Source organism: Polaribacter porphyrae (genome assembly GCF_002954685.1).
Classification (GTDB): Bacteria; Bacteroidota; Bacteroidia; order Flavobacteriales; family Flavobacteriaceae; genus Polaribacter; species Polaribacter porphyrae.
Genome location: NZ_MSCN01000001.1, coordinates 3,013,287 through 3,027,263, shown reverse-complemented (window position 1 = coordinate 3,027,263; position 13,977 = coordinate 3,013,287). Strand labels below are relative to the sequence as shown.

At 26.0% G+C, this 13,977-nt stretch carries 11 protein-coding genes; 2 read left to right on the top strand and 9 right to left on the bottom strand.

Annotated features, from left to right (window positions below):
- Nucleotides 1-5: 5 nt before the first annotated feature.
- From BTO18_RS13635 to BTO18_RS13615, 5 genes are all read right to left on the bottom strand, one after another.
- Nucleotides 6-890, bottom strand: coding sequence for a TolB family protein (locus BTO18_RS13635; RefSeq protein ID WP_105016752.1), 885 nt, complete (start codon nt 888-890; stop codon nt 6-8).
- 105 nt (nt 891-995) lie between these two features.
- Nucleotides 996-1,889 (bottom strand): Vgb family protein, encoded by an 894-nt coding sequence (locus BTO18_RS13630; RefSeq protein ID WP_105016751.1) that lies wholly within the window; start codon nt 1,887-1,889, stop codon nt 996-998.
- A gap of 82 nt (nt 1,890-1,971) precedes the next feature.
- On the bottom strand, nt 1,972-3,099 hold the full coding sequence (locus BTO18_RS13625) for a helix-turn-helix domain-containing protein (protein WP_105016750.1): 1,128 nt from the start codon (nt 3,097-3,099) through the stop codon (nt 1,972-1,974).
- A 76-nt stretch (nt 3,100-3,175) separates the two neighbouring features.
- Nucleotides 3,176-3,877: a LytR/AlgR family response regulator transcription factor gene (locus tag BTO18_RS13620; RefSeq protein WP_226789048.1), complete on the bottom strand. Its 702-nt coding sequence runs from the start codon at nt 3,875-3,877 to the stop codon at nt 3,176-3,178.
- A complete protein-coding gene (locus tag BTO18_RS13615; RefSeq protein WP_105016748.1) occupies nt 3,870-4,931 on the bottom strand; it encodes a sensor histidine kinase in 1,062 nt (353 codons plus the stop codon). The genes BTO18_RS13620 and BTO18_RS13615 overlap by 8 nt, the downstream gene beginning before the upstream one ends.
- Nucleotides 4,932-5,146: 215 nt before the next feature.
- Between BTO18_RS13615 and BTO18_RS13610 the strand changes: the two genes are divergently transcribed.
- Both BTO18_RS13610 and BTO18_RS13605 read left to right on the top strand, forming a co-directional pair.
- Complete coding sequence (locus BTO18_RS13610; protein WP_105016747.1) at nt 5,147-5,758, top strand: YceI family protein; 612 nt, start codon at nt 5,147-5,149, stop codon at nt 5,756-5,758.
- Nucleotides 5,759-5,760: 2 nt separating this feature from the next.
- Nucleotides 5,761-8,115 (top strand): TonB-dependent receptor, encoded by a 2,355-nt coding sequence (locus BTO18_RS13605; RefSeq protein WP_105016746.1) that lies wholly within the window; start codon nt 5,761-5,763, stop codon nt 8,113-8,115.
- 78 nt (nt 8,116-8,193) lie between these two features.
- Here BTO18_RS13605 and BTO18_RS13600 read toward each other — a convergent pair whose 3' ends face one another.
- The 4 genes from BTO18_RS13600 to BTO18_RS13585 all read right to left on the bottom strand — a co-directional run bounded on the left by BTO18_RS13600 (nt 8,194) and on the right by BTO18_RS13585 (nt 13,782).
- On the bottom strand, nt 8,194-10,566 hold the full coding sequence (locus BTO18_RS13600) for a TonB-dependent receptor (protein ID WP_226789047.1): 2,373 nt from the start codon (nt 10,564-10,566) through the stop codon (nt 8,194-8,196).
- A 200-nt stretch (nt 10,567-10,766) separates the two neighbouring features.
- Nucleotides 10,767-11,537: a hypothetical protein gene (locus BTO18_RS13595; protein WP_105016745.1), complete on the bottom strand. Its 771-nt coding sequence runs from the start codon at nt 11,535-11,537 to the stop codon at nt 10,767-10,769.
- A gap of 12 nt (nt 11,538-11,549) precedes the next feature.
- Nucleotides 11,550-12,662, bottom strand: a complete 1,113-nt coding sequence (locus BTO18_RS13590; protein ID WP_105016744.1) for a helix-turn-helix domain-containing protein — start codon at nt 12,660-12,662, stop codon at nt 11,550-11,552.
- Nucleotide 12,663: 1 nt separating this feature from the next.
- Nucleotides 12,664-13,782 (bottom strand): helix-turn-helix domain-containing protein, encoded by a 1,119-nt coding sequence (locus BTO18_RS13585; RefSeq protein ID WP_105016743.1) that lies wholly within the window; start codon nt 13,780-13,782, stop codon nt 12,664-12,666.
- Nucleotides 13,783-13,977: the final 195 nt, after the last annotated feature.

Here is a 13,977-nt window from a genome sequence, read left to right as displayed (position 1 = left end):
AGACGCTATTTTAAAATTTTTGAACTTACCCATTTCAGTTTTCCATTATTTGAATAAAACAAGAATTTTCCATCTGCAGATAATGATGGCGCAAAATCTTGATTTGTGATATTAATTTTAGTTCCTAAACTTTTAGGTCTTGTCCAGTTATTGTTTTTATCTTTTTTACTAAAATATAAACTACTATTGCCTTTTTTATTTATTGAAAAAATGATAACACTTTCATCAGGAAAAATGTAAGGATCAAATTCGTACTTGTCTGTACTAATTGGGTTACCTACGTTTTTGGGTTTAGAGAATTTATTTTTACCCAAAATTTTAGCAGTATAAATATCAAAAGAACCATTTCCACCTTTTCTGTTTGAAGAGAAAAAAACATTTCCTTTGTCTGAAATGGAAAAGAAATATTCGTTAGAATCATCAGAATTTATTGGTTGTGGAAGAGGTTTTGGTTCTAACCAATCATTATTTTTACGGTCACTAACCCAAATATTCCAATCTAATTTTTTGTCATTTTTATGGGTAGGTCTTTTTGAAATAAAATATATGCTATTTCTATCTTTGGTTAAAAATGGATCTGCATCACTATACTTCAGACTTGAAAAAGAAGCAATTTTTGGCTTACTCCATTTGTTATTTTCCTTTTTTGAAAAGTAAATATTTTCTTTATTATTAATTGTTGTGAAATAAATTTCATCACAACTTTTTATTTCAACGTTAAATTTAAAACTTCCGTTTAAATCTAATATTTTTGGGTTAAAAGTCTGTGGAGTAAAATCGGGTTTTGGTAAGTTAAAATAATTACACTTACTTTTTTGAGCGTTAATTTGAAAACAGAATAAAATAATTATTGAGATAAAAACAAGGTTTTTATAAGAATGTAATTTCATTTTAAATTAGTAGATTTTATTAGTATTAACACTTGGTCTTTGGTCTTTAAACACATTAAATACAATTTGTAGTATTAATCTGCTTTTTATTTGAACTCATTTTAGCTACAACTGAATTTTTCGAATGCCTCCTTTTGCTCCATATTCAGAAATGTAGAGAATTTTGTTCTTTTTATCACTTGTAATTCCATTTGGGTAATTAAATGATGCTTCTTTTAGCAAACCACCTTTTGTTTCTGGTTTTCCATTTCCTGCAAATACTTCTACTTTTCCATCCAAAGAAATTTTAAAGATTTTACTTACTGCAATTCCTGTTGCATAAATAGTATCATCAAGCACAGTTAAATGTCCAATTCCCCAACCTTGAATTACAATATCTTTTAATTCAGCTATTTTGCTAATGGTTCCTTTTGGGTTTATAGAGAATATTTTTGCTGTTGCAAAATTGGCTACAATTAAATTTCCTTTCGAATCAAAATCGATTCCAGCAGTTCCTATCAATTCATCATCTTTTACAAAAACACTAACTTTTCCTTTTTTATCAATGGTATAAATTTCTGGAGAGTTGTAATTTGTTAAATAGATAATGCCATTTTTATCGGTTTTCATTCCAATTGGCCAGCCTTTAACTTCTGCAAATTTGGTTTGATTTCCTTTTTTATCAACCTTTAAAATAATGCTTCGTTTTGTGTTATTATCATTGTTGATGTATAAATTTCCATCTGCATCTTTTACAGTTCCTATTGGTCCAGAAAGATTGGTAATGGAATCTAATAACTTGCCATTTGGAGCTACTTTATAAAGTCGTTTTCCACTTCCTCCAGTCTTTGCAAAAACTCCATATTCAGAAATATAGAGGCTACCATCTTTATCTACGTTTAGAAAACCATTTGCAGGAAAATCAGATAATAATGTTTCTACTTTGGGTTGATTATTTTGTGAAAATGTGTAATTTGATATGAATAATATCAATATAATACTCTGTATAATTTTTCTCATTTTAGATTGATTTGATTCTGAAATCGAAATATAAAATGAATAATTTCTACAAGAGTTCGTTTGTATCAATTGAAACAAAAAACTAACCTTTTAGCTTCAGTTTTTTGATATAATTAACAGGAGTTGTATTTGTAATCAACTTAAATGCTTTGTAAAATGTAGATTTAGAATTGAAACCAACATCTAAAGAAATGGCTGAAATTGTGTGTTTTTCTGCATCACCTTTTTTAATTCTTTCTATAAATTCATCAACTCTATAACTATTTATAAATTCATAAAAATTAGTGTTGTAACTGTTGTTAATGAGCCAAGACAAATCGTTATTAGAAATTTCTAATTCGTTTGCCAAATCACCCAAAGATAAATTAGTTTTATGATAAATTTTATCCTTTTTAAGTAATTTTTCTATTTCGTTTTTTAATGCTAGAATTCTTTCTTCTGTAAGTCTTTTTTGTGGTACTTTTTTAATTTCAGATTTTATAGCAACCTTAAAAATTTCTGGTTGTGATAACACATAAAAACCTATGATATAAATAAAAATAGGTATAGAAATCCAAACCATATCATAATTGAATATTTTGGAATAATAACCTAATATATAAGCAGAAATAAATCCGAGAATCCAAGCCAATATGCTAAACACATAAGCTCCTAAAAAATATTTAGAAAACGAAACAATATTTTGATTAAATGAGATTTCTTTTGATGCTGACAAACGATATTTCTTTAAAATAGAATAGCTTTTATAAACAAAAAAACTGTTGGTAATAATACCTAACAATTCAATAAAAAAGTAGAATTTATTGAATTTACCTGTAGTAACTTTTTCATAATAAACATCATTATTCATACTAAATGTATAAAATGCATAAATACAATAAATAATTGCTGGTATAAAATACCAAATCTTCATTTTCGGTTTTTTATCATCTCTAAATAAAAGTGATTTTAAAAAAAGCAACACTAATGGTCCAAAAATAAAAACAGTTCCATCTACACTAGTTCCAATTCTAAAGAGTAAAATATCTTTGTAGAATCGCAAGAAAAACAAGCGTCCTAAAAGCATTACTACTGCTAATATTAGTATAAACGCAAGAGTTCTATTCGCCTTATTATTCTGTTTTTTTACAAATAATAGTGTAGTAGAAATAAACAATCCAATACTGATACCAAATAGTAAAACAAAGTCTAAAACACTCTCAAAAATCATTATTTAAATTTAAAGACAAATCTACTTTAAAGGTAAGAATTATAAGTTTGAATCTGTACAAGTGTACTTTTTTTAATTAAATAGCATTTAAAAAAGGAATCATATTTTCTTTGTAACTGTTTCCAATAGGAATTTCAATATTACCAACTTCAATATCATTTTTAGTAAACGCAGTTATTTTTTCGCTATTTACAATATAAGATCTGTGAATTCTGATAAAGCGTTTGTCAATTTTTTTCTCGAAAGAAGAAATACTTTCTTTTATCATTAAAGTATCTTCTTTAAAATGAATTTTTATATAATCTTTAAAACTCTCTAAATAAATAATTTTATCAAAATCTACTTTAATTTGTTTTTTAGCTTTATTTACAAAAACGTAATTGTTTTTTTTAATGTTTTTTATATTTGAGAAGTTACAATCAGTATTTTTAGTTTTTAAGAATTTTTGAATCGCAGCAAAAAAGCGTTCAAAGAAAATAGGTTTTAGTAAATAGTCTAAAGCATCTAATTCGTAACTATCTAATGCATAATCTCTATAAGCTGTTGTAAATATTACTTTAGGTTTATTTGCTAAATTTTTTATAAAAGTGGTCCCTTTTAAAACAGGCATTTCTATATCTAAAAAAAGTAAATCTACTTTTTCTGTAGTTAAAATAGTGCCTGCTTCAATTGCATTAGCGCAAGAAGCTATCAATTTAAAATTGGGTAGTTTTTCAAGATAACTTTCTATAAGTTCTCTTGCTAAAGGTTCATCATCTACAATTACACAGTTATACATTATCTAGTTTTAAATTGGCAGAAAACCAGTTGGTATTATTTTCTATAATTAAATTATAAGCTCTAGGATATAATAATTCTAACTGTTTTTTAATATTTTCTAATCCTATAGATTCTTTATTTGATACTATATTTATATTTGTTGGCTTGCTGTTTTCTATTGAAAAAACAAGGTGTGTTTTTTCTTTTGTTATTCTGATATTTATTTTTGCTTTATCAATCTCATTAACAACACCATGTTTAAAGGCGTTTTCTACAAATGTCAACAACAATAAAGGAGCAACTTTTTCTTCTCCAGTAATATTCTTTTCAAAGGTGATGTTTACCCGATTTGTATATCTTATTTTTTCTAAAGAAAGGTAATTTTCTATCAGCTCAATTTCTTTTTTTAAAGGAACAAAATCATCATTACATCTATATAAAATATAATCTAATATTTCTGAAAGTTTTTGAATAACTTTTGGTGCATCATCAGATTTTTTTAAAGCTAAAACATACAAATTGTTTAAAGTATTGAATAAAAAATGAGGATTTAATTGATTTTTTAAAGCAGTTAATTCAGCTATTTTTTTCTGCTCATTTAAATGTAATACGTTTTGTTTTTCTACCAACAATTTAAAAATCAACAATAATAATGTTGGATATAAAAGATATAAACTTTTTACAATAAACTCGCTATAATTAGTTAGCCTTCCAAAAAAAGAAGTATCATTAAAACGTTTTATATAATTCTGATACGTTTTGGGAAAAGTTGGTTCGAAATAATTCATATAAATTAAAGTACAAACCACATAGAACATCAATAAAACTCCAACAAAGGATATTATAAAAGCATTTTTTTTCTTTTGATATAAGAGATTCGGAATTAAGAATTCTAAAATAATAAAAGCCATTGTAATTTGCAAACCAGATCTTATTACATAAGTAATTATCAATTCTTCTGAAGTTGTATAGTACCAGCTAGAAGTTGATGCAGAAAACAGAAAAATTAATATCCAGAATATAAGATATTTAAGTTTTGAATTTTTTAAAAATGTTCGGATATTTTGCACCATTTTTTTGTAAAAAATAAAGATACGATTCTAAAAGGGGTATTTATAAAATAAAGTATAAATACTAATAAAGTGATGTCTAACAAGCATTAAACGACTACAAAACAACTCATCAACTACTTTCTTCTGTTTGGCATTGGGTAATTTACATCTGTCTGCATCACATAAAACAAGTAAAAACGATATCTACTTTGGCTAAATAATTTAAAAAACAAAAGATGATATCAATTAAAAAACAAACAATTATTTTTAATAAAACTACAATATTAGTTTTGTTATTCGCTTTACACTCATTGCTAATCGTTTCTCAAAAATCGAATTGGAAAATAGATACTAATCATACAAAAATTGGCTTTGAAATAACCTATTTTAAAATTGGAAATATTAAAGGTGTTTTTGATAAATATTCGGGTTCTTTTATACAAGAAGATGGTAAAATTTCTTCTGTAACTATTACTATTGAAACAAATTCTATAAATACAAATCAATCCAATAGAGATAAGCACTTAATATCAAAAGATTTTTTTGATGCAACCCAACACCCAAACATAACATTTGTAAGTACTAATATTCGTAAAACAGGAGAAAAAGAGTATGAAATAGAAGGCAATTTTACAATGACAGGCATAACAAAAAGTATTGTTTTAAAGGCGATTGATAAAGGTACATTTATACACCCAAGATTTAAAAATAATAACAAATTTCTTACAATTACTGGTGTAATTAAAAGAGAAGAATTTAATGTTGGCACAAATTATCCACCAGCAAAATTTGCTTTAGGACAAGATGTAAAACTTACTGCAGAAGTAAATTTAGTTGAAGAAAAATAAATATGAAAAACACTTTAATTTTATTAATTCTAATTGTTTTTTCTTCTTCTTTAATTGCACAGAAAGGAACTGTATCAGGTAAAATTTTAGATAAAGAAACCAAAGAAGCAATATCATATGCAAACATCATTATAAAATCTTCTGACAAAATAGTTTCTGGCGGAATTACTGATAATAATGGAAGGTTCAAAATTTCAAAAATTGAATTAAATACGTATACTCTTGAGGTTCAATTTATAGGTTTTAAAACATTTTCTAAAACAATAGCGTTTACTAAAAATAAAACCAAAATTGATTTAGGAACTATTCTTTTAGAAGAAGATGCTACTTCTCTAGATGCTGTGGCAATTACAGTAGAACGTTCTACAATTATGCAAAAAGTTGATAGAAAAGTTATAACTATTGGTAAAGATTTAACCACAGTTGGTGCTTCTGCAAGTGATATTATGACAAATATACCTTCTGTAAGTATTAATCAAGATGGAGATATTTCTTTACGAGGAAATGAAAATGTTAGAATTCTTATTGATGGAAAACCAACCAATTTATCATCAAGAGAATTGTTACAACAAATACCAGCAACTTCTTTAAAAACGATTGAGTTAATCACAAATCCGTCAGCAAAGTACAATCCTGAAGGAATGAGTGGAATTATAAATTTTATCTTAAAAAAAGATGCGAATTTAGGTTTTAACGGTTCGTTTAATACTGGTTTTACTTACGGAGAAAGAGCGAGATACAACAACTCCATCAACCTAAATTATAGAAGAGGTAAAATAAATTTTTATGGAAATTATGGGAATAATTTTGGCAAAAGTCTATCTTTTGGAAAAGTTACTAGAACAATTGAAAAAACTTCACAAACCACAGATAATGTTAACGATAATACTTCTCATTTAGTAAAACTAGGATTTGATTATTTTATCAACGATAAAAATACATTCTCTTTTTACACCAATCAAAATTTTGTAAATAATAATATTGATGGTAATAGAGGTATTCTCTTTTTTAACAATCCTGCTGATAATTTTAATCAAATTGATATTACCAATACAGAAAATACCAATGCTAGTTACAATTTTGATTTTAAACACGATTTTAATAAAGAAAAACACAGTATTGAGCTAGAGGTAGATTACAACACTTTAGATAGTGAAAATACTTATGATTTTATTTTTTCAGGGAATAGACCTTCTATAGATTATACAGAATTAATTGCCAACAAGAGAACAAACACAACTATTAATTTAGACTATACAAATCCAATTTCAGACAATACAACTCTAGAATTAGGTTTAGAAACTAGAATTAGAAAAACCGATAATATTTATGAAACTGGAAACCCAAATTTTAACAACTCTGCATTTTCTTATGATAGAGAAATCTATTCTTTTTATGCAACTATAAGTCAGTTTTGGCATAAATGGCAATACAATTTTGGTGTACGATTAGAAGATTATAATGTGGCTGCAAATTTTTTTGAAAACGGAGAAGCTCCTTTTTTCTTCACAGATAAATTGTTTAACATATTTCCTTCAGGATTTTTAAAATATGTGCCCAGTGAAACTAGTAAAAACTCATATCAATTTAGTTTTAGTAGAAGAATAGACAGACCTTCTTTAAACCAAATAAACCCAATTAGACTTTTAAACACCCCTCAAATTATTATCACTGGTAATCCAAGTTTAGTGCCTCAATTTACAAACTCGATAGAATTAAATTATACCAGAAAAATTAATAAAGGCAATATTACTTTTGGTGGTTTTTACAGACAAATTTCTGATGAAATTAATAGAAGAGGATTTTTTGACACCAATAATCCTAATTTATTAATCATTGATTATGATAATTTTGATGATAATAATGCTTACGGTTTAGAACTTTCTGCTTCCTACAAACCCTTAAATTGGTGGACAATTAACAGTAGTTTTGATGTGTATTCTAGAGAACAAAAGGGTGTTATAGAAAACGAAAGTGTGTCTGTAAATAATACTTTATTAAATGCAAAAATTAACCAAAGTTTTAAAGCGAGTAAAAACTTAACCTTTCAATTGTTTGCTTTATATACTGGAAAACAAAAAGTTTTACAATATGAATTGAAAGAAAACTACTTTGTAAATGCAGGAGCTAGATATAATTTTGCTAAAGGAAAAGGAACATTAAGTGTTAATTTTAACGATATTTTTAGAACGCAACGTTTTGCTTTTGAGGCATACAGAACCATTATACAAACAGGAGAATTTCGAAGAGATTCTAGATCTGTTTTTGTAGGACTTTCTTATTTATTTGGCGGAAAAAACAAAAATTTAAAACGCAAAAAAAGAGATACAAACGTAAAAGCAGATAAGTTTTTATAATAATTATTTGAATAATAAAGAATCTGCCATAAACCCTTTAAAATGAATTTAAAGGGTTTTTGTTTTAGGAAGTCGCAATTAATTACTCCTTCTTTGCTCATCATCATTACTAAAACCTCTATTTTTTACGTTTACTTTTTTGTTACCAAAATCGTAAGAAAGTGAAATTCTAAAGTTTCTAGAACTTTCATTCTGACTGTAATTTTGCGGAATTCCATTTACGCTAGAAACGTAATCCCTTAAACTTGCTGTATTTAAAACATCATTAAATGATAAAGACATTTTTATGTTGTTTTTAAATTGATGCTGTAATGCGAAAGATAAATCTACCATTTCTCCCATACTAAATAAACCTCTGTTGTGTTGAGAACTATACCAAGAATTTACTTGTAGTTTCGTGTTTTCACTCAAAGAAAATGTATTGTTTGATGTTACATACAACTGCAATCCGTTTTTTGGATTTGTACCAATATCTTTGGTGAATTTTGTAACATAACCTAACAAATTAACGCTATTTTGACTTTTAAACCAAGAAACTTTGTTGTAAGAAAAGCTTTCTGTAAACGTATATCTATATGTTTTAAAATAGTTTTCTCTTGTAACTATTTGATCTTGATTTTGTGCATCTGTATTAAAAACAACACTATAACCATCATTCGTAATGTTTAAAGAAAAACTGGTGCTTAAATTATTTTTATATAAGTGAGAAACTTCAAAATTATCTGAAAAAGAAGGCTGTAAAAACGGATTTCCAACACTATAACTATTATCATTTATATAAAAACGAAACGGATTTAAATCTCTAAAATTAGGTCTGTTAATTCTCTTACCATAAGCAAAATTAAAGTTATTATTGTCATTTTTTGCGTAAGAAAAATATAAACTAGGGAATAATTTGCTGTAATTATTCTTGTTTTCTGTATTTATTTCTGCATTAATCCCTGTGGTTTTGGTATCTTCAAAACGCAAGCCAAATTGCATCGTTAATTTATCATTTAGTTTTGTGTTTCCAGAAAAATAAGCTGCCAAAACGTTTTCTTTATATTCAAAAGCGTTTGATCTGTTTGGGTCTAAAATAGGATTTCCAGAAAGTGTATCAAAATACAAAACATCACTTACAGAGTTTGTAAAACTAGCCTTAACACCATAAGAAAGATTTACTTTTTCTATTGGATAATCTAAATCTATCTGCGTACTAAAGTTGTCAATTTTTTGATTTGCAATATTTAAAGCTGCAGAGCTAATACCTTGTGATACTCCAGAATTATTAAATTGTTCTGTATTAAAATCTAAAGTATTATTAGAGTTGAACGTAAAATAATCTGCATCAAAAGAAATATTTTTACCTGAATCATCTAATTTAGAAATAATGTGAAAATTTACTGAATGATTTTGGCTATCTCTATGATTATCTGCTTCATTTTGCAAACTTCTTTCCAAATTATTATTGCTGTCAAAAATAGTTGAAGTTGTCATAGAATTGATATTTGGGTTGGTTTGGTTTCCTAAATATTGTACACCGAAAGTAGTTTTATCAGAAATTGCATAGTCTATTAAAAAACGTCCTGAAAATTGATCTCTACCCATTTTACCAATCAAATCTATTTCCCAAAAATTATTAGGATACTCAATTGCTATTCCTTCTAAATTTTCTAATGCTCCTTTTGTTGCATTTATACTTGTTGATAAAGAAAATTTGCCTTTATTGTAGAAAAAATTATTGTTTAAAGTGGTAAAATTATATCGATTTTGATTGTAAGAAACAGTAGTAGCATTTCTCCAAGAATCTTGAATTCCTTTCTTTAAAATAATGTTAATCAATCCTCCATTTCCTGCAGCATCGTATTTTGCTGGCGGATTTGTAATTACTTCAATTTTTATGATATCACTTGCAGAAAATCCACTTAAAAAACTCATTAATTCGTCACCTGCTAAAGGAGATAATCTACCATTTATCATTACTTGTGTTGCTCCTTTTCCCAAAATAGACAAAGTATTATTCTGCATTTGAATACCTGGAGCAACTCTTAAAACATCAACTCCATTTCCGCCAACTGCAGCAATACTTTTTGCTACATTAAAAACAAATCGATCTATTTTTCTTTCAATAACTCTTTTTTCTGTTTTTACTACAATTTCATCTAAAGCTTGTGCATTTTCTTTGAGAATTAGTATTCCTAAATTGATGTTTTTATCAACAATAATTGTTTTTGATAACATTTGATATCCTAAAAAACTAATTTCTAAAGTATATGTTCCTTTTACTGTTTTTAGCTCAAAAGTTCCTTCATCTGTTGTGGTAGTTCCTGCAACTATTTTTTGAGTTCCATCTTTTAAAATCACATTTGCAAAAGGGATAACATCTATGTTGTCTGATACTTTTCCTGTTATGGTTTGTGCAGCTAAAATTCCTGAAAATAAGAGTGCAATTAAAATTTGTAAAGTTTTCATTTTTGTATTCATTTTTTTTGTTTTTACCATTTTAAGAATGTTTTAAAACGGTTGTTTTGTTTTGATGATACAAATGTGCAATTGAAAACCATTTTGTGCGACCGAAAGCACAAAGTCGAACCATTTTCTAAAAAAGAAATCAGTTCGACTTTGTTTTACAAACGTTCGACTTTACGTTAAATGATTGATTTTAAGTTATTTTAATTGTTTAAAACAACTTCTAACAAATATATTAAATTGGTAATATCACTTTTAAAAGATGGATATTCTTTTTTGTGAAGTTGTGTTGCTACACCAAGATATTGAATGAGTATGTTTTCAAACTGTCTAGATTTTAGTAAATTTTTATTACTTGTAACAGTCTTGGAATTCTTAATTTCTAGATAACTTTCAGACAGGTTTATATTATCAAAAATAGTTTTTAAAGAACCGTTAACTTCTATAAAATTGTTAGCTTTATCTAAAGATTCATGCACAACATTTTCTTGAAACTTAAACGTCTCTAATTTTCTATTCCAAGCACGTAATAAGCTTCTTAAACTATCATTTTTTACATTTTTTAAACTACTTGAAGAAGTAAATTCAGCAAAAGCTGCATTTTCATAATTTACTTCAATAGCTCTAGTAATTGGTAAGAAAAGTAATTCAGATAAATAGGTTTCATTAAACTCTTTTTCTAACGTGTTTGAGTTAGACAGATTTATTAAATCTCTAATATTTTCTATAAGTTCTCCAAGTGTCTCTTGTTCTTTTTCAAGAATCTCTAAATTATTTTGTAATTCTTCTTTTAGTACTTTAAAATGATTCTTCTGTATTTCTATACGATCAGAAATATCTTTTTTATTATTAATATATAGTGCAATTAAAATACCAATTACTACTAATAAGATTTCTCCAAAAGCATATAATACATATTTACTAAAACCACTTTTAGTAATTGTACGAAATCTAATTTTTCTAAAAATTTTCATTTTTATATCTTTTTAAGCTGTTTTTCTATATTGAGTTGGCGTTAAACCTGTGTGCTTTTTAAAAGCTGTATTAAAAGAAGATTTTGAATTAAATCCAACATCATATAAAATTTCAAGAACTGTAAATTCTTTTTTCTCTGGGTTTTTTAGGATTTTTTTGGCTTCTTCTATTCTAAATTCGTTTATAAAATCAAAAAAATGTTTCTCTAAATGTTGATTAATTAAAACTGATAAATCTCTTGGATTCATTTTAATTTTTTCTGCTAAATTTCTAATAGTTAATGATGGATTTAAATATGGCTTTTCTGTTTTCATAAATAAAATAATAGCATCAATTTCTTCTCTATTGATATTGTTTTTAGCAGCTACATTTAAATCTGTAATCAATTTTATATTAGAATTTACGCCGCTAAATAAATTAGGATTTCTCAATGCCTTTAAAACATACCAACATGCAAAACTTAAAACAGCAATACTCATTCCGATTTGTGCAATTTGAAAATTGTTTTGCTTTCCAAAGAACTTTAAACTATTCTTAATAATGGCAACACCATATAGAAAACTCATAAATAACAACAATTGAAACAGCCATTTGTAAGTTTTAATATTATTATTAGAATAATTTTCCAAAAATATTTTTTTTGCTCTTTTCAAAACAATAAATCCAAGAACAATGTAAATAATGGATTGTAAATGCAATGAAATATGAATGTAAATAATTTCATAAAGCGAATTAAAATTTTTGTAAAGTGCTATTTTTTCATCTGTACTACTCAAATAAAATCTTGGAATCATCACAAAATTGGCAGCAAAAAAAGGGATTGTATGCCATAAATGTTTTTTTTGTATTCTAAAATCAGAATAGCAAACAGATAAAATATATAAGAAAAATGTAGGAAGCGTTAAGTGTGTAAATTGATCTTTAGCAACTAAAAAATTATTTGGTTTTTCAAAGAAAATTTGAAGAAAAAAACCACTAAATTCAAATGCATTTAATATTAAAAAAATAGCAAAAAGAATATTACTTATTTTGTTTTTTGAGCTAACGCTTAATATAAATATAGCCAAAAGCACAGTTACAAAAGTGGATAACAAGCCAATAATTACATATATATTAAAATCCATTTTAAGCTTTTTTTCTAAATTGAGTTGGTGTTAAACCTGTGTGCTTTTTAAAAGCAGTATTAAAAGAAGATTTAGAATTAAAACCAACTTCATATAAAATTTCGAGAATCGTAAATGCCTTTTTCTTTGGATTCTTTAATATTGATTTTGCTTCTTCAATTCTATATTCATTTACAAAATCAAAAAAATGTTGATTTAAATGCTGATTTATTAAAACAGACAAGTCTCTAGAATTCATTTCAATTGCTGAAGCTAATTTTCTAATGGTTAAACTTGGATTTAAGAAAGGTTTTTCATCATTCATAAATTGTTCTAAAACTATTAATTGAGAACTATGTTCTAAATTTTCTTTTGATCTTTTTATTTCTTTTGATGTTTTTAAATCAACACGTATTCCTTTAAATAGTTTTGGTGAATTCACCGCTTTTAAAAATATCCAACAAATTAAACCAATTCCAAAAATTAAGACGATTGTTCTTAAACTATTGGTAGTTTCTAAACTCAAATGCAAACGAGCATAATTTTTAATCCAAGTTAATGCTTGACCAATAAATAATAAAATTGCTAATTGTTTTAGCCAAACATAATTTTTAAAAGCACTTTTTTCTGTAAAATTTTCTAGCAATAGTTTTTTATACCTTCTTATGTAGTAGATTTCTGCAATTAAATACCCAAGGGATAGTGCATCTCCAAGATAATCTAAAAACTTAATTTCTAAATGCGAATTGTAATTTTCATAAAATAATTTCTTTGCTTCTTCATCTACAAAAAAGAAATTTGGCATTAAAATAAGTATGGTAATTATCCATGGTAATAAATGGATTAAATGTTTCCATTTTAGTTTAAAATCCGTATAAATTATAGAAAGAATATATAAAAATAATAGTGGGTTTTTAAATGCAGAAACACTATTTCTTAACATGTCAAAACCTAAAGGTAATGTTATAAATTCAGTGTAAAAAAATACACTAATATCTATAGCAGTAATAATCAAAAAAGCTGCTAAAAGTTGATTTGGCAGTTTTTTTTCTCTTTTAACCGTTAATAAAAAACTAGAAAAAAGTAAAAATAAAATTACAATCAGTAACGCTAAAAAAGGAATTATAGACTCGTAATTCATAAATCGAAGATACTTAAAAATTACTTTAGCAAGATTTTATAAATTCTTCTATTCTTAATTTATTTTAAGGGATATAAGAGTTACAAATAATTACAAAAGCCAACCAAGAAATTGAATTAAAATCCCAAGGCTAGAATTCTTTAAAGAAGTAATTTAGAAGTTTCGTTTAACGGTATTGTATATGAAAAGTAGCGG